Origin of the sequence: Flavobacterium sp. LC2016-23 (assembly GCF_009674775.1) — a bacterium.
Taxonomy (GTDB): Bacteria; Bacteroidota; Bacteroidia; order Flavobacteriales; family Flavobacteriaceae; genus Flavobacterium.
Genome location: NZ_WKKE01000021.1, coordinates 91,218 through 109,607, shown reverse-complemented (window position 1 = coordinate 109,607; position 18,390 = coordinate 91,218). Strand labels below are relative to the sequence as shown.

Sequence of the window (18,390 nt, the reverse complement as noted above, 5' to 3'; positions counted from 1 at the left end):
TTAAAGTTAAAAAAAAATGATGCTGGTTTTATAACCCCATCATTTTTTAACTTACACAGTTAGTGAGATACTACCTTATACAACAACAATATTTTTCATTTATCTAGTAGCGTTATTATCATTTTACAAAAGTTCGTTTTTTAATTTCAATAAGTTTTCAGTTTTTATTGGCTTAGGCTTATCGATTGCCTTCTACGTAAATTCTCAACAAATTCTCAACAAAAATCAATTTACCCAATTCGCTATTGTAAGTTTGATAACACTCCTTTTTAGCTTGATATTATTAATCTTAACGAGTGGTAACCTTCTAGGTTTCATTATTTCAGGATACCCATTATTATATATTATTTATTTTCGTTTATTATTGTTTTTATTTTTTAAAGACTTTACAGATTGTTATAAAAAACCAACTATTCTTTTTGCGTCAAAAGGTAATTGGACCAATGAGAATAACGAATATGGATATGTTCCTTCCAAAAAAGAAATAATATTTTCTAATATACTTTTTTTCGGTTCTTTCGCATTTGCAGGAGGCCTAGCAGTACTTTTGATTTAAAGAGAACTAAAAATAAGTAGTTTTGAAATGTAATTTGGAATAAAGACAACCAATTGTCACCATAGGAAAATGGTTTTTGTATTTGGAATGTTTTGGCAATTCCTAATAATGGGCTTAATTTAGTCCAAACCCGCTCTAGTACAAGAATGTTAGCTGATGTTTTTTGCAGAATCAAGAATCTAACTTAATTTCCAATTTCTAAATTCCCTCGTGTTCCCGTATGTTAAGGTTTTGTTTTCATAAGCCTTCTCCCGATAGCGATCGGGATCGCAGGTGACAATTCGGTTAAATTCCAATAAAAAAAATCCCAAATCCCAATTCCCAAAAACACTATCACAAAAAAACCTTAGAACCTTAGCATCTGAGCACCTTAGAACCTAAAAAAAAACTATTTTTGTAATTCATTTTCAGGTCATAAATAATGTCAATACTTAAGGATTTAGAACAATTATCAGCATCGTTAGAAGGAACACTTTTATACGATGATCTCCATAAAACACTTTATTCGACTGATGCTTCGGTATACCGGATTAAGCCAAAAGCAGTTGCGGTGCCTAAAACCAATGCGGATATTACCAAACTGATCCGGTTTGCAGCCGCACATGGCCTTTCGATTACGCCCCGAACTGCCGGAACGTCTCTGGCCGGACAAACGGTAGGCGACGGAATTGTGGTCGATGTTTCCAAAAACTTTACCAAAATCCTGAATTTTGATCCCATTCAAAAAACCGTTACGGTACAGCCCGGTGTGATTCGCGACGAACTGAATTTATTCCTGAAACCGCACGGCGTATTTTTTGGTCCTAACACTTCGACTTCCAACCGCTGCATGATTGGCGGAATGGTCGGGAATAATTCTTCGGGAACGACTTCGATCCGATATGGGGTAACGCGCGATAAAATTGTGGAGATTAAAGCGATTTTGAGCGATGGTAGTGAAGTTGTTTTTAAGGAACTGACTTCGGCTCAGTTTATCGAAAAAACCAAAGGCGATACTTTAGAAAATAAAATATACAAAAGCGTTTACGACGAATTGTCGGTAAAAGCAACGCAGGACGAAATTGTAAAGGAGTTTCCGAAACCGGAAATTCACCGCAGAAACACCGGTTATGCCGTTGATATTTTACTGAAATCAGATTTGTTTGGCGGAACCGAACCGACTATAAATCTCGGAAAACTCCTTTGCGGCAGCGAAGGAACACTGGCCTTTACAACCGAAGTAACCCTTAAAGTAGACGATTTACCACCAGTGCATAATATAATGGTGGTGGCCCATTATCACAGTATTCACGAATCTTTGGAGTCGGTTGTGGTCGCTATGAAACACCATTTGTATACCTGCGAAATGATCGACGATACGATTTTGGATTGTACGAAAACGAATCGCGAACACATTAAAAACAGGTTCTTTTTGGTGGGCGAACCCAAAGCGATCATGATGTTTGAGGTGGCTTCGAACGATCCCGAAGATGCCGAAAATCAGGCGAATGCCTTGGTGGCCGATTTAGAAAAAAATAACTTTGGTTACGCACTTGTAAAAATTTACGGAGCCGATATAGATAAAGTAAACGAACTCAGAAAAGCAGGATTAGGGCTTTTAGGAAGTATTGTAGGCGATAATAAAGCAGCCGATTCTATTGAAGATACGGCGGTTGAGGTAAACGACCTGCCCGAATATATTGCGGAGTTTTCGGCAATGATGCTTAGCCACGGTCAGGAAGCGATTTATTATGCGCATGCGGGTGCAGGGGAATTGCACCTGCGTCCGGTTTTGAACCTAAAGAAAACTTCGGACTTAAAATTGTTCAGAACCATTGCGACCGATGTGGCGATTTTGGTTAAAAAATACAGAGGTTCTTTAAGCGGGGAACACGGTGATGGAATTGTGCGTGGTGAATTTATTCCGTTTATGATTGGCGAAACGAATTATGAACTGCTGAAACGAATCAAATTGGCATTTGACCCGAATTCGGTTTTGAATATAGGTAAGATTGTCAACGCCCTGAAAATGGACGAAAACCATCGTGTGGTATCAGGAAGGACAGAGCCGGATATTAAAACGTTTCAGGATTTCTCAGACAGTTTAGGGATTTTACGTGCGGCCGAAAAATGCAACGGTTCAGGCGATTGCCGAAAATTGCCATCGGCAGGAGGAGCGATGTGTCCGAGTTATCGTGCCACAAAAAACGAAAAAGAAACCACGCGTGCCAGAGCCAACGCACTGCGTGAATACCTGACCTATTCGGAGAAAGAAAACAAATTTGACCAGAAAGAACTCTACGAAGTTTTTGAGTTATGCGTAAGCTGTAAAGCCTGTGCCAGCGAATGTCCGAGTAATGTAGACGTCGCCACGCTCAAAGCAGAATTTTTATACCAATACCAAAAAGCAAACGGATTTTCGACCCGAAACAAGATTTTTGCGCACAATGCCAAACTGAATAAAATGGGAAGTATTTTTCCGTCGATCACGAATTTTATTTCGAATCAGTCGCTGGTGAAGAAAAGTATGGGTATTGCGGCGGAAAGACAGGTTCCGTTGCTGGCTAAAAAGACTTTTAGAAAATGGTACGATAACCAGAAAAAGCAAAACCATGATTTCCCAAACGGGCAGGTGTATTTGTTTAATGATGAATTTACGAATTACTATGATGTCAACATCGGTATTGATGCTTTCGAACTGTTGACAAAATTAGGCTACGAAGTTTTGGTTGTGGATCACGAAGAAAGCGGCAGAACCTATTTGTCGAAAGGATTTCTGGAAGAAGCCAAAAAGATTGCCAATACCAATGTGGGTATTTTTAAGGATTTGGTTTCCGCAAAAGCACCTTTGATCGGAATCGAACCATCGGCAATTCTGACTTTCAGGGACGAATACCTGCGCCTGGCGGATGATAAGGACGCGGCTGAGAAGTTGTCTCACAGTGCTTTGACCATCGAAGAATTCTTTAAAAGAGAAATTCTTGACGGTAAGATTACACCCGATTCGTTTTCGGAAGAAAAGAGAGAAATTAAAATTCACGGACACTGCCACCAGAAATCGCTGAGTTCTGTAGAAGCGACTTTTGCCATGCTGAATTTACCAACAAACAATTTGGTTACCATTTACAATTCAGGATGTTGCGGAATGGCAGGTTCTTTCGGATATGAAAAAGAGCATTATCAGGTCAGCATGCAAATGGGAGAGGACACCTTATTTCCTAAAGTACGTGCGACTGCCGAAAATGTAAAAATCGCTGCAGCCGGAACCAGCTGCCGTCATCAGATTTTTGACGGTACCAGCAGGGAAGCCCAGCATCCGGTAAGTATTCTGAAAAGCTGTCTGAAGTAGCATAATGACCACGGATAAAGCGGGTCAAACGGATTAATACGGATTTTTTATCAGCTGAATCTGCCAAATCTGCGGGAGTCTATTTCATTTAAGGCAAAAAAAAGATCATTGCAGATCAGTTTAATCCGTGCCATCAGCGTGTAAAAAAAAGTTTAACGACTCCCAATAGTTATCCCGATAAACGAATCAAACGGATTAATACGGATTTTTTATCGGCTGAATCTGCAAAATCTGCGGGAGTTTTATTCCTAAATAGCTATCCTGATACAGGATGTAAAAGATTAAAATGAAAGTAAATCTTTTTAATCAGTAGCAAAAATAATTCGTGCAAATTCGTGCAAATTCGTGCCATTTGTGGCATAAAAAATAACCATTCCAATAGTTATTCCGATAAACTGATCAAATAGATTAACACGGCTTTTTTATCAGCTGAATCTGCCAAATCTGCGGGAGTTTTATTCCTAATAGCTATCCTGATACAGGATGTAAAAGATTAAAATGAAAGTAAATCTTTTTAATCAGTAGCAAAAAATAATTCGTGCAAATTCGTGGCATAAAAAATAACCACTCCCGCAATAGCGCCAAAGAAAAAACGGTAAACAAAAAAATCAGCCGTTTTTATTTTAAGAAAACTTTCTTTCCGGTTTCGGCAGCTTTATAGATCGCATTAATAACTTTAATGTCTTTAAGCCCTTCTTCTCCGGTAATATGATTGGGAAGTTTCTTATTTTCTAAGAGTAACTTGGCAATTTCATCCATTTGCGTTTGCTGTTGATTGATAGCAGCGAATTTTAAAGGGCCGTTAGATGATTTTCCCTCATATGGGCCATAACTCAATGAAGGACTTAATTCAAATGAACCCTCATCGGCAGTAGCGTAAATCCGGTCAATATTATACCCACAGGAAGTATTACAGTTGGCCATTGCGCCACTCGGAAATTCCATCTGCCAGGAGATACTCTCCTCAGTCTCTGAAAATCTGTCTTTATTATTTACAGTACCAAACTGAGCAGTAACAGCAACAGGCTCTTCCCCCAGAATATAACGGCTGGCCTGGATACAATAAATCCCTAAATCCATTAACGGACCGCCACCGGATAATTGCTTGTTGAGTCTCCATTGTGTGGGACTGTTTTTGTCAACAATTGTTTTGGTATCAAGCGTGTCGTATGTTTTATATCCCAATGAAGTTTCTATATAACGGATTTTCCCAAAGACTTTCTCTTGTCCCAATCGTTTAATTTCTAAATGAGTAGGTTCGTAATGTAAACGATAGCCGACTGCCAATTGAACATTATGATCCGCACAGGCTTTTATCATCTCCTCGCAATCCTGCGCAGAAACGGCCATAGGTTTTTCAGTAATAACATGTTTGCCAGCTTTTGCAGCACGGATCACAAAATCTTTGTGCAGGCTATTCGGCAGCACAACATATACTAAGTCAATGTCCTTATTTTTTATAATTTCATCGAAATTCTGGTAATTGTATATGTTTTTTTCAGGTATATTATATTGCGCTTTCCATTTAGCTGCTTTTGATGGTGTTCCTGTAACTATTCCTGCAAGAGTGCAGTATTCAGATACCTGTATTCCTTCTGCTAACTTTAAGGCATAAATTCCCAAACCGCAAAGCGCAACATTTAATTTTTTTCCGGTATAGGGATCTTTATTCTTTTCCGGTGCGGCTAAGAACGAGGGAAGTGTTGAAATAATGACTGAAGCGCCAACTCCCATTCCAAATTTATTTACAAATGTACGTCTTGAAATTTTTCCCATAAAACTTACCTTTAGATTAAATACTAATTTAGTAAACTATTTTTGTAAAATGCTGATTAATATTTAATTAAAAATGAATTGTGCTGAAAAAGTTTGGCCGCTGCCTTTAGCTATCGAGAGCATCAAAAAATAATTGGTGATACTTGGTAGAAGTATGGCAGCAAAAAATCAGCACAAATCTTTTAATCAGTGGCAAAAAACAGGCAGACCGTTTTAATCTGTAAAAATCGCGTGCCAAAAAAGGGACAGAAAAAATAATTCGAGAAAATTGCTTCGCCTATTAAATTCGCTCGGGTCGTAATATAAAAAACTTTACGTTTTATAATGTTCCGGTAAAAATAATTTACAATAAAACAAAATCGTTTTATATATTTGAAATCAGGATAATTTTTGCATTATTTGCAAAATAAAACCACAAAGACTTAAATATATTAATTTATAAAAGCAAAACTACATATGGCATTTTCAAGTTTATTTCGAAAAAAAACCGTACAGGATATCCTGAAGCAAGTTGCAAAAAATGAGGCAGACGGTCATAATGCGTTAGGGAAACACCTGACAGCACGTGATTTAACTGCTTTTGGTATTGCTGCAATTGTTGGAGCAGGAATTTTTAGTACAATCGGTAAAGCCAGTGCCGACGGAGGACCAGCAGTAATCTTTTTGTTCCTTTTTACAGCGGTTGCCTGTAGTTTTGCGGCATTTGCTTATGCAGAATTTGCTTCGATGGTGCCGGTTTCAGGAAGTGCTTATACCTATTCGTATGTGGCTTTTGGAGAAATAATAGCCTGGGTGATTGGCTGGGCGCTGATTATGGAATATTCGGTCGGTAACATAACCGTCGCCATATCGTGGAGTGATTATTTTACGGGACTGCTCGCCAGTGGAGGCATTCAGCTCCCGCAATGGGTTCAGATGGATTACTTAACCGCTTCAAACGGATTTGATAACGCAACAGCCTTAATGCACAGCGGAAAAGCATTCGCAAATTTAGAGCCCGCTTTACAAGCGGCTTATACCGCCTGGACGACTTCACCGGTATTGTTTGGCAGATTTCACTTTGTAGCCGATCTTCCGGCTTTACTAATCATTATCTTAATTACCGCATTGATCTACCGCGGAATGAAAGAATCGCGTAACGCCAGTAACGTAATGGTGGTCGTGAAACTTTGTATTGTACTTTTGGTAATTGCAGTGGGGGTATTTTATGTAGATACAGCCAATTGGGATCCGTTTGCACCAAACGGAGTAAGTGGAGTATTGAAAGGAGTTTCAGCCGTATTTTTTGCTTATATCGGTTTTGATGCTATTTCTACCACGGCAGAAGAATGTAAAAATCCGCAAAGAGATTTACCACGCGGAATGATGTGGGCTATTATCATATGTACTATTTTATATATTGCCATTGCTTTGGTACTGACCGGAATGGTAAGTTATAACCAATTAAATGTTGGTGACCCGTTAGCCTTTGTGTTCGAAAAATTAGATTTGAAATGGATGTCCGGAATTATTGCCGTAAGTGCTGTAATTGCCATGGCAAGTGTTTTACTGGTTTTCCAGATGGGACAGCCGCGTATCTGGATGAGTATGAGTCGTGACGGATTGTTGCCAAAACGTTTCTCTAAAGTACATCCGAAATTTAAAACGCCGTCTTATGCGACGATCGTAACCGGTTTTGTGGTTGCAGTTCCGGCTTTGTTTTTAAATCTTACTATGGTAACCGATTTATGCAGTATCGGAACTTTGTTTGCCTTCGTTTTAGTTTGTGCGGGAGTTTTGGTTTTACAAAACAAACCCGATATACCAAGAGGAAAATTCAAAACGCCTTATGTCAATTCACAATATATCATGCCCGTCTTATTAATCATCGGATTGGTTTTTGCTTTCGGATACAATAAAAAGGCGACAATGAGTTTTGTGACAAATGAAACTCAAATCAATAGTTCAGCAGATATCATTACTTCGCTGGATAAAAACGATTCTGAAAAAGTATTCCGTTATTTAAAAAGTATAGATGTTCAAAATAAGACTTCTGAAACATCAGATTTAGAACATCTGTTAGCACAGTATCAGTCTGACGATACCAAATATGCTGAGGTAGTAAAAGGGCTGCCAATAGACGATTCGTTAAAATACGAAAGCGGATTCAGCTTATTCAAACACAAAATTCCAATGTGGATTTTCTTATTTGTTCTGGTGGGATTAACCGTTTGGGCTTTTAGACAAAAATTATCATTGATTCCGCTTTTGGGCTTAATCTGCTGTTTGTATATGATGGCTGAATTAAGTGTCTGGAACTGGATTTACTTTACGGTCTGGCTGCTTATCGGTCTTTGTATTTACTTTGGCTTCAGCAGGAAAAACAGTAAGCTGAATTTTATTGAAGAAGCTGGGAGTTAAAAGTTAAAAGTTATACAGGAAAGCCGTTTTGAGTAGATCAGAACGGCTTTTTTGTTTTTTATAAAATACCTATGTAGTAATTGAAGGTTTTTTCTTATTTTTGTCGTATAGAATTTTAATTTAATTTTTTAATACATGAGTTTTTTTGGTAATATACTGGGCAAAAAACAATCTTCAGTAGGGTCGTATAGCGATTTTTGGAATTGGTTTCTGAAAAATGAAAAAGAGTTTTTTAATGTTGTTCAAAGGGGAGAAAACATCCCAAAGGGTTTCTTTGATAAGTTGGGGCCAAAATTGGCAGAAATTCACCCTGAGATTTATTTTTTGGCAGGAATGATTGACGATCAAATAGCTGAATTAGTTTTAACGCCCGACGGAGTGATTAAGAATATTTATATAATAGAAGAGTTAGTAAATGCTGCACCAAGAATTGAAGGTTGGAAATTCACTGCACTTAAACCTGCAAAAAATTTTGGAATAAAGTTTGAAAATATTGAACTCAATGCTGATAATTTAAAATTTTATCCTACGATAAATAAAGACTATCCGGATGAAATTGATCTGACGATCGTTTATGATCATTTTACAGAAGATAAGAAGCAGTTAATAACTAAAGGAGTTTATATTTTCCTGGATAATTATTTAGGTGAATTGCAGTCCGTGACCTTAATAGATAATATGAAAGTGTCCGGAAATGAGGGAATTTCTGAAGAATTGATTCCAATAGAAAAATTAAAGGATTATTTAATCTGGAGAGAAAAAGAGTTTGTGGAGAAATATGAAGGAATCAGGCACAATACTGAAGATGATAATTATTCAGGCTTTGAGGGAAATACAAAAGAAGAAGGTGTTCTCTTGGCTGTTGTGAACACATCTCTTTTAGCATGGGATAAAAAGGCATCGCATCCATGGGTAGTTATTATTACTATTCCGTTTGATGGAAGTAATACTAATGGAATGCCTGATGAAGAAACTTATAAAATATTGGATGAAATTGAAGACGAAATAAGTGCTGACCTAAAAGATTTAGAAGGTTATTTAAATATTGGAAGAGAAACAGCCAACGGAAAAAGAGAGATCTTTTTTGCCTGTAAAGAATTTAGAAAACCACCAAAGGTTTTAGACGCGATCATCAAAAAGTACAGCCAGACTTTTGAAATTAGCTATGACATCTATAAAGACAAGTATTGGCAATCGTTTAGGCATTACGAACAAAACTAAATAATAGAAAGCCGTTCCGGAATTATTCGGAACGGCTTTCTTATTTTGAAACAGAGTTATAGGATTGAATAGGATTTTGATTCATTTAATAAACTCAAAAAGAAAATCGGCTATAAATCTGCGTAAAAAAAACTTTGTGTTTCTTTTTTAGAATAAAAACTTTAGTGAACCTCTGTGAAATCTCTTGTGAATCTTTGTGAAATAGCATTACAAAATCCCAAGCTCTACCATACAAGCCTTCATCATCTCGTAAGTACGCTGGATATCATTATCCAGCCCAATAGAAAAACGAATCAAACCATCGGTCAGTCCCATTGCTGCTTGTTCTTCAAGTGGAATCTCACTGGACGTTGAAGTTCCCGGTGCGCTGAACAACGTTTTGTAGAAACCTAAACTCACCGCCAGGTAGCCAAGATTTCTGGCCTGCATTAGTTCCATCAGTTCGTTGGCTTTATCAAGAGTGCCCACATCAATGGTCATCATACCTCCAAAACCATATTCCGGATTAATCATCGTTTTGTACAATTCATGACTCGGATGGCTTTTTAGTCCAGGGTAAACTGTTTTTAAACCATCGGCTTCAAATTGATCGGCCAGGAAATGAGCATTATGGCTGTGTTGTTTTATACGAATGTGAAGTGTACGAAGATTTTTCATCACACTAGCAGAACGTAAACTGTCCATAGTAGGCCCTAAAAGCATGCTCGCCCCGCTGTTTACATTTTTTAAGGAATTGATAAACTCTTTAGAAGCGCAGGTCACACCGCCCACCGTATCGCTGCTTCCGTTGATGTATTTGGTCAGACTATGAATCACAATATCAGCGCCCAGTTTTGCAGGAGAAACCGATAAAGGCGAAAACGTATTGTCAACCACCAATTTCAGATTATGTTTTTTTGCAATTTTAGCCAGACCGGCAATATCCGCCACTTCCAATAACGGATTACTGACCGTTTCGCAATACAGGACTTTTGTGTTGGGCGTAATGGCAGCTTCTACAACATCTAATTTGGTAATGTCTACAAAACTGGTTTCAATGCCAAAACGAGGCGTAAAATTTTTAAGAAAAGCATACGTTCCGCCGTAAATGGTTCTGCTCGAAACAATATGGTCCCCGGCACCGCACAACTGCAGTAGGGTAGGTGTAATCGCGCCCATTCCCGAGGCTGAAACATTTGCCGTTTCGGTTCCTTCCATAGCCGCCAAAGCCTGGTCGAGGTATAAATTACTGGGTGACGAATGGCGTGAATACAGGTAACAGCCTTCCATGTTGCCTTCAAAAGTATCAAACATGGTTTTAGCAGAAAGAAAAGTATAAGTCGATGAATCTGAAATCGACGGGTTTACACCGCCAAATTCACCAAAATATTGTAAATCCTGAATCTTGTCTGCTGGGTTGAAGTTTTTCATAGTGGTTTTTTGAGTTGCTATTTTATTGTTTTTTGTAATGACATTGGAATTTGGAATTTTGTTTTTGAAATTGCCGTCCTGAGCGAAGTCGAAGGCTAAGAAGCTATTTCCTGCTGTCCGCTATATCTTTTATGGCGAACCCCGCCACAAAAGGATGCCGCTTCCATCAGGGCTAGGGCTCTTGTTTTCAAAAGAAATCCTGTTCAAAATAACAGTTTATCAGAAAATTAATCAACCATGTGTCTTCTAATTAGATTTTAAAACTATAATTGATATTTAATTAAGAATATTTATCTAAATTTGATTGGTAAAGCCCAAATCAATAGATTTTCTTTCATTTCCTAAAACCAGCAAAATGACTTTAGACGCCACCGATAAAAAACTCCTTGTTCTATTACAAACCGACAGTAAAAAGACAACGAAGGAATTGTCCTTAAAACTCAATCTCTCGGTAACGGCAGTTTATGAACGCATCAAAAAGCTGGAACGCGAAGGAATTATCAAGAACTACGTGGCATTAGTAGATAAAACTAAAATTGACAAAGGCTTTGTCGTTTTCTGCCACTTAAAATTGATCCAGCATACCAAAGAGTTTCTGACCAAATTCGAAAGCGAAGTTATTCAGCTCAATGAAGTCCTGGAATGCCATCACGTAAGCGGAGATTACGATTATATTCTTAAAGTACTTGTAAAAGACATGGAAGCTTACCGTGAATTTCTGGTAACGAAACTTACAAGTTTACAACACATTGGCAGTACACAAAGTATGTTTATGATTAGTGAAGTGAAGAATTCGACGGTTATTTTTTAAGGGGCTGAGGTTCTGAGATTCTGAGGGGCTAAGTTTTTAGCGGCAAAGGTTCATAGGTGCAAAGGTTCAAAGTTTTTTGAATAGCCTCCAGCTTTAGCTGGAGGTATACAATTTAGATAGAAAAGGGCTTTAGCCAAATGATGTAGATTCGGCTAAAGCCCCTTTAAATTTACTATATTTTCCATCCGGCTAAAGCTGGACGCTATTCAATCTTAAGTTTTCGAAAAACTTTACACCTTCCTGTTTTGCTGATTTTTTAGGCCCAAAGGTACAGAGAGGCAAAAGATCACAGGTTTTTCATGAATCGTCAGATGTAGAAGAAGCCAATAAAACTATACTTTGCAAATAACAAAAATCTGCTTGATCTGCTAAATCTGCGAGATTAAAAAACAAAAACATGGCGAACTCTGCGTAAACTTCATAGCGCTCTTTGCGGTAAAACCTGTAACTTAAATTTCACGCAAAAATATTAACATTATTCAACACCAAAATAGCTTAAATTTGAATCAAATAGCACCAAATGGAAACTAAAGAACTAAGACGTAAACTTATTAAAGATTTTGGAAAATTCATTGAAGATGATTCTAAATTGGAAATTTTAGAAAGTTTTTTTGATGCTATAAATCAGGATGAAGAGAAATCGGTTATTTCTGATTCCCACTACAGTTTAGTAGCGGAAGAAAGAGAAAAATATATTTCAGGAGAAAATGAAACGAGTTCCTGGGAAGAAGTAGAACAGCGTCTGAAAGCTAAATATGACCTATAATATTAAAGTTTTACCTTTAGCAGAAAAGGAAATTGATGCCGCTATTGAATTCTATGAAAGCAGAAGTAAAGGTTTGGGTAAGCGATTTCTAACTTATTTAAAATCATACTTAAAAGTTTTAAAAACAAATCCGGAATTGTTTGAAATAAAAAAGCAACCTCATTATCGCGAGTTAACATTGGTTAAATTTCCCTTTGTCATAATTTATGAAATTTTTGAAAATGAGATCCTTATTCATTCTGTTTTTCATACTTCTAAAAATCCTCAAAAGAAACCTTGATTTTTTAAGTTACTGAGGTTCTGAGATGCTGAGGTGCTAAGTTTTTGGCTGCAAAGGTTCATAGCTGCAAAGGTTCAAAGTTTTTTGAATAGCCTCCAGCTTTAGCTGGAGGTATACAATTTAGATACTAAAGCCTCTTTGAATTTACTATATTTTCGATCCGGCTAAAGCGGAATGCTATTCTGATTTTTTAGGCCCAAAGGTTCAGAGAGGCAAAAGATCACAGGTTTTTCATGAATCGTCAGATGTAGAAGAAGCCAATGAAACGATGCTTTTCAAATAACAAAAATCTGCTTGATCTGCTAAATCTGCGAGATTAAAAAACAAAAACCTGGCGAACCCTTCGTAAACTTCTTAGCGCTCTTTGCGGTAAAACCTGTAACTTAAATTTCACGCAAAAAACATTGAAATTTAAACTTTAAACAAAACTTTATTCCTTAATTTTGTATCGCTAAAAATAAAACAGACAAACTATGAGTTCATTTGACGTAGTCATTATAGGTTCAGGCCCGGGAGGATATGTATCAGCAATTCGTTGCGCACAATTAGGTTTCAAAACAGCACTAGTAGAAAAGTATACTTCTTTAGGAGGAACCTGCCTTAATGTAGGCTGTATTCCATCAAAAGCATTATTGTCTTCTTCTCATCATTATGCAGAGATTGCACATTTCGCGGATCATGGAATCGAGGTTTCCGGAGATGTAAAAATCAATTTAGAGAAAATGATTGCCCGCAAACAAGCAGTTGTAGATCAAACCGTAGGTGGAATCAACTACCTGATGGATAAAAATAAAATTACGGTTTTTAATGGTTTAGGTTCATTCGTAGACGCAACTCACATTGCAGTGGCTAAAGCTGACGGAACTTCTGAAACTATTGAAGCAAAATATACGGTTATTGCAACAGGTTCAAAACCGTCTTCTTTGCCTTTCATTAAGATTGATAAAGAAAGAATCATTACTTCTACAGAAGCTTTGGCTTTAAAAGAAGTGCCAAAACATTTAGTGATTATTGGCGGAGGGGTTATCGGTATCGAATTAGGACAAGTTTATTTACGTTTAGGAGCGCAGGTTTCTGTAGTAGAATTTATGGACAGAATTATTCCGGGAATGGATGCTTCTTTGTCTAAAGAACTGACTAAGGTATTGAAAAAACAAGGAATGAAATTCTACGTTTCCCACAAAGTAAAATCAGTAGAAAGAAACGGTGATGCGGTTGTAGTTCAGGCTGAAAATGCAAAAGGCGAAACCATTACACTTGAAGGAGATTATTCTTTAGTTTCTGTTGGTCGTCGTCCATACACAGACGGATTAAACGCAGACAAAGCCGGAGTAAAAATTTCGGACAGAGGACAAGTAGAAGTAAACGATCACTTACAGACTAATGTACCAAATATTTACGCGATTGGAGACGTTATTCGTGGAGCCATGTTAGCCCACAAGGCGGAAGAAGAAGGAACGATGGTTGCTGAAATCTTAGCGGGTCAAAAACCTCATATCGATTATAACTTAATCCCTGGTGTTGTTTATACCTGGCCGGAAGTGGCTGCCGTTGGACAAACAGAAGAGCAGGTAAAAGCTTCAGGAACAGAATATAAAGTGGGAAGTTTCCCGTTTAAAGCTTTAGGCCGTGCAAGAGCAAGTGGAGATTTAGACGGATTCGTGAAAATTATTGCTGATGCTAAAACAGATGAGGTTTTAGGTGTTCACATGATCGGAGCCCGTACGGCAGATTTAATCGCTGAAGCAGTAACTGCCATGGAATTTAAAGCTTCTGCTGAAGATATTTCAAGAATGAGCCATGCACATCCAACTTTTGCTGAAGCAGTAAAAGAAGCAGCATTAGCCGCTACAGATAACAGGGCACTACACGTATAATTTATACGTAAGATATTTATTGGACCGTCAGAATTTATTCTGGCGGTTTTTTTGTTTTGTAACGTATTGATTCGTAACTTTATAATGTAAAAATCAAAAGTAATTCTGTAAAATAATTTAAGGATTGTGGTGGTAACTTTATAATAAATAGAAAAGATAACACCATGAAAAATAAATATATTGCTCCGGTTTTGTTGGGAGCGGGAATTGCTTTTGCACTGTATTCCTGCGGTTCTGCTATTCCGGACAAAGCAACAGCCGTTACTAATTTTGACAAAACCAAATATCTTGGCAAATGGTATGAAATTGCCAGATTAGATTTTAAATATGAAAAAGGCCTGAACAATGTTACAGCCGAATATTCTTTGAATGATAATGGAACTATAAAAGTAGATAACAGGGGCTATGATGTCAAAAAAGACAAGTGGGAACAAAGTATCGGGAAAGCCAGGTTTGTCAAAAAGGACGACATTGGTATGCTTAAGGTCTCATTTTTTGGTCCTTTTTATGCAGGCTATAATGTCATTGCAGTTGAAGATAATTACAAGTACGCACTTGTGGTCGGAGAAAACCTGAAATACATGTGGATCCTTTCGAGGGAAACGACGATTCCGGAAAGTGTAAAAGCTGATTTCCTGATAAAAGCACAGGAAATAGGGTATAAGGTTTCAGATCTGGTTTGGGTAAAACACGATAAAATAAATTAAAAATAAAAAACCCGGCGATTTTAAAATCGCCGGGTTTTTTATTTTTAATGGAAAATGATTTATACCGTGAAAACACTTTTGTAATTGTTCCAATATCTGTAAATCAGGAAGATATTAGCCAGGAATAGTAATCCGGCAATAGGCAAATGTTCCGGCGACATAAAATAATTGATGAACAGGATGTTAATAGTGATGGGTAAGATCAAAATGTTGGCTAATGTTACATAACGGCCAGATACAAAAGCTAATCCGCATATTAATTCGATTGATTTAGCTAAAGGCATTAAATAAGTAGAGGCGATTAAGCCAACATTAAAAGCTTTGAAATTATCATTAGTAACTGGCTCTGCGGGCATCAAATTGAAAAAGTAACTAATAGAAGCAAAAAGTAATAAAAGACCAATCAAAACTCGGACAATAATGGTAGCAATTTTCATAATACTAGGATTTTTAGGTTAAAAAATATAAATTATTTGCTGATAAACATTACACAATTTGAATCCTGTAATAAAATAAAAATCATTTTCCGCCTGATTTATTAAGAATTCTACAATCAATACAATCCTATTTTGGGATTAATTTAAGCTTATATCAAATATAATGAATTTTTTCTTATTAAATTACTGCTTTATTAACACTTTTAGATTATTTTATGCTATATTTTCTATAAAAGAACCAGCCTGCGATACTTAATAAGATAAACGGCCATAGATTTAGCAGAAATACAAAAATGGCTTCAAGAATATACCAGCCATTCTTTAAAGAATCAATCACCTGAATACCTAAATTAGGTTTGTAGGCACTACTGTCTTTTTCGCTCGCGGTTATTTCCTGTTTAATTGTTTCGTTCTGATACAACTGAAGGGTGATGGTACTAAAGTTAATCTGATCCTGCAGGGATAAATGCTCAATTACAGCATTATCCTGAGCTTCTTTCTGATTGGCCAGTGTATTTTCGGCTTCCATAATATCATTGATTTTTTGGCCTTTAGTATCAATGGCTTTTGCAACTCTTTTTTCGGTAACCCCGCTTCTTTTCTGGGAAAGCTGATTGGATAAAAGCTTTAGCGAAACATCATCGGCTTTGATTACCCTAAAGTCCAGAAAATCAATTTGTCTGGCGATGGTTTTGATTACGGTGTCCAGTTGCGTATTGGGAACACGAATGGTAACATTATTTTCTACGGTATATTTTGTAGTTTCCAAAGTACTGTCCTGACTCACTTTGGTTTTAATTTGCTCCTGAATAGTACTTTGCAGATTGGTATAAGTAACGAAACCCCCAAATTTCTGGACAGCATTTTCAATCGCATAAGTTGATTTTGCAACATTTCGGACTTTAAATTTCAGATCGGCGGTTCGGATGAATTTTTGCTTGCTGTCTTTTTTTTCTACCGCTGCAGAAGACGAAACGGCTGTACTGTCTGCTGTCTCGGCAGCATAATCTGAATTTTGGCCTCCGACAGAGCCATCCGATTTTTTGCAGGAAAAGAGTAAGGCGATTACGGCCATTGAGGCCAGGCTTAATTTTGCAATTGTTTTCATAAAGGGTTAAAAGGTTGATTAATAAGGAAGTGATTTACACGATGTAAATACTTTTTTTGGTATAGCATAATTCTTTATCAAATGGGGAAATAAGTTTATAAGGTTGTTAATCTCGTGTACTAAAAAGCGTGCCAATAATTTTTGAGGATTATTTTATCGAAGGATTTTTTTTGTCGTAATTTTGAAGCTTAAAAATATACCACATTTGAGAGTTACCATCCATAAACATATTGCGGATCCGGAGCAGTTTAAGCAGCAGCTTTTAATTTGGGCACAACAATTTCGGGAGATTGTTTTTCTGGATAGTAATTCCTATCCGCAAGAATATTCAAGTTTCGATTGTATGCTTGCCTTAGATGCTTTTACGTCTTTAAAAACCGATTTTCATAACGCTTTCGACGATTTAAAACAATACCAGTCCAATACAAAAGACTGGCTTTTTGGGTATCTGGCCTATGATCTGAAAAACAATGTCGAACATTTGAAATCCGATAATTTTGACGGATTGAATTTTCCGGATTTGTTTTTCTTCCAGCCTAAAAAAATATTTACTCTCAAAGGGAGTGAACTCGAAATTCAGTATCTGTTTGTTTGCGATGATGAGATCGAAGAGGATTATGATGAAATTATGACGACTCAGTCTGATGCTTTTCAAACGCTGAATAAAATCCTGATTCAACAAAGAATTTCAAAAGAATCCTACATAGAAAAAGTAACTAAAATGTTGGAGCACATTCATATAGGGGATATGTATGAAGCCAATTTTTGTATGGAATTTTTCGCTGAAGATGCCATTATAAATCCGCTGGAGAAATTCCAAAAACTGAATACGATTTCGAAGGCACCATTTTCAGTTTTCTTTAGAAATAACAAGCAGTTTTTACTGTCTGCGTCACCCGAACGTTATCTAAAAAAATCAGGGGAAAATCTGATTTCCCAACCGATCAAAGGAACCTCAAAACGGTTTTCCGATCCCGTTACCGATGAAAAATCGAAACAGGATCTGGAAAACGATGCCAAAGAACGCGCCGAAAATATCATGATTACCGACCTGGTCCGGAATGATTTATCGCATACCGCGCAAAAAGGGTCCGTTGAAGTGAAGGAACTCTGTAAAATTTATTCATTTTTGCAGGTACATCAGATGATTTCTACCGTAACTTCAAAATTGGACTCTCAATATGCACCTGTGGATGTTCTAAAAACGACTTTCCCGATGGGAAGTATGACTGGCGCACCAAAAATTTCGGTAATGAAAATCATTGAGAACCTGGAAGAAACCAAGCGTGGTTTGTACAGTGGCGCCGTGGGCTATTTTACACCGGACGGCGATTTTGATTTTAGTGTGGTGATCAGAAGTATTTTATACAATCACGAAAATCAATATGTTTCTTTTTCAGTAGGAAGCGCCATTACCTCACAATCTGTTCCTGAAAAAGAATACGAAGAATGTCTGCTGAAAGCTAAGGCAATGCATGAGGTATTGCAGTAGATTTTATAAAGAAGGCTGCCGCGAATTGCACGAATTGGCACGATTTTTTTGCCACTCCCGATGGTTACCGGAGCAGATTGAGCAGCTCTTTTGCCACAGATTACAGTATTAAAATGATTTAAAAAAATCTGCTCAATCTGCAGAATCTGCGTGAATAAATAATTAGTGCCAATTCGTGCAATTCGTGGCAAAAAAAAAAATACAACGCTTAACATTTCATT

At 37.2% G+C, this 18,390-nt stretch carries 13 protein-coding genes; 9 read left to right on the top strand and 4 right to left on the bottom strand.

Features of this window, described 5'->3' with window-relative positions:
- The first annotated feature begins 977 nt into the window (after positions 1–977).
- Positions 978–3,884: an FAD-binding and (Fe-S)-binding domain-containing protein gene (locus GJU43_RS17700; RefSeq protein WP_154342452.1), complete on the top strand. Its 2,907-nt coding sequence runs from the start codon at positions 978–980 to the stop codon at positions 3,882–3,884.
- 618 nt (positions 3,885–4,502) lie between these two features.
- Here the strand turns inward: GJU43_RS17700 and GJU43_RS17695 are convergent.
- Entirely contained in the window at positions 4,503–5,660 is a 1,158-nt protein-coding gene (locus GJU43_RS17695) for a Gfo/Idh/MocA family protein (protein WP_154342449.1), read from the bottom strand.
- 456 nt (positions 5,661–6,116) lie between these two features.
- Here GJU43_RS17695 and GJU43_RS17690 point away from each other — a divergent pair, with 456 nt between their 5' ends.
- Positions 6,117–8,060: an amino acid permease gene (locus tag GJU43_RS17690; protein WP_154342448.1), complete on the top strand. Its 1,944-nt coding sequence runs from the start codon at positions 6,117–6,119 to the stop codon at positions 8,058–8,060.
- A 135-nt stretch (positions 8,061–8,195) separates the two neighbouring features.
- Positions 8,196–9,281 (top strand): DUF695 domain-containing protein, encoded by a 1,086-nt coding sequence (locus tag GJU43_RS17685; RefSeq protein ID WP_154342446.1) that lies wholly within the window; start codon positions 8,196–8,198, stop codon positions 9,279–9,281.
- 207 nt (positions 9,282–9,488) lie between these two features.
- Here GJU43_RS17685 and GJU43_RS17680 read toward each other — a convergent pair whose 3' ends face one another.
- Positions 9,489–10,691 (bottom strand): aminotransferase class I/II-fold pyridoxal phosphate-dependent enzyme, encoded by a 1,203-nt coding sequence (locus GJU43_RS17680; RefSeq protein WP_154342444.1) that lies wholly within the window; start codon positions 10,689–10,691, stop codon positions 9,489–9,491.
- Positions 10,692–11,046: 355 nt separating this feature from the next.
- Here GJU43_RS17680 and GJU43_RS17675 point away from each other — a divergent pair, with 355 nt between their 5' ends.
- From GJU43_RS17675 to GJU43_RS17655, 5 genes are all read left to right on the top strand, one after another.
- The gene (locus GJU43_RS17675) at positions 11,047–11,502 is read left to right on the top strand and encodes an Lrp/AsnC family transcriptional regulator (RefSeq protein WP_154342442.1); all 456 of its coding nucleotides are present in this window, start codon (positions 11,047–11,049) and stop codon (positions 11,500–11,502) included.
- A gap of 520 nt (positions 11,503–12,022) precedes the next feature.
- Positions 12,023–12,268: a hypothetical protein gene (locus GJU43_RS17670; RefSeq protein WP_154342440.1), complete on the top strand. Its 246-nt coding sequence runs from the start codon at positions 12,023–12,025 to the stop codon at positions 12,266–12,268.
- Positions 12,258–12,548, top strand: a complete 291-nt coding sequence (locus GJU43_RS17665; RefSeq protein WP_154342438.1) for a type II toxin-antitoxin system RelE/ParE family toxin — start codon at positions 12,258–12,260, stop codon at positions 12,546–12,548. The genes GJU43_RS17670 and GJU43_RS17665 overlap by 11 nt, the downstream gene beginning before the upstream one ends.
- Positions 12,549–13,021: 473 nt before the next feature.
- Positions 13,022–14,425: a dihydrolipoyl dehydrogenase gene (gene lpdA, locus GJU43_RS17660; RefSeq protein WP_154342436.1), complete on the top strand. Its 1,404-nt coding sequence runs from the start codon at positions 13,022–13,024 to the stop codon at positions 14,423–14,425.
- A gap of 164 nt (positions 14,426–14,589) precedes the next feature.
- Positions 14,590–15,132 carry a lipocalin family protein gene (locus tag GJU43_RS17655; RefSeq protein ID WP_154342434.1) on the top strand — a complete coding sequence of 181 codons (543 nt, stop codon included), beginning with the start codon at positions 14,590–14,592 and terminating at the stop codon, positions 15,130–15,132.
- A 59-nt stretch (positions 15,133–15,191) separates the two neighbouring features.
- On the opposite strand, the gene GJU43_RS17650 is transcribed toward GJU43_RS17655, so the two are convergent.
- Together GJU43_RS17650 and GJU43_RS17645 are read right to left on the bottom strand one after the other, a co-directional pair.
- The gene (locus GJU43_RS17650; protein ID WP_154342432.1) at positions 15,192–15,569 is read right to left on the bottom strand and encodes a DoxX family membrane protein; all 378 of its coding nucleotides are present in this window, start codon (positions 15,567–15,569) and stop codon (positions 15,192–15,194) included.
- A gap of 208 nt (positions 15,570–15,777) precedes the next feature.
- A complete protein-coding gene (locus GJU43_RS17645) occupies positions 15,778–16,677 on the bottom strand; it encodes a DUF4349 domain-containing protein (RefSeq protein ID WP_154342430.1) in 900 nt (299 codons plus the stop codon).
- A 205-nt stretch (positions 16,678–16,882) separates the two neighbouring features.
- Here GJU43_RS17645 and GJU43_RS17640 point away from each other — a divergent pair, with 205 nt between their 5' ends.
- Complete coding sequence (locus GJU43_RS17640) at positions 16,883–18,169, top strand: anthranilate synthase component I family protein (RefSeq protein WP_154342428.1); 1,287 nt, start codon at positions 16,883–16,885, stop codon at positions 18,167–18,169.
- Positions 18,170–18,390 lie beyond the last annotated feature (221 nt).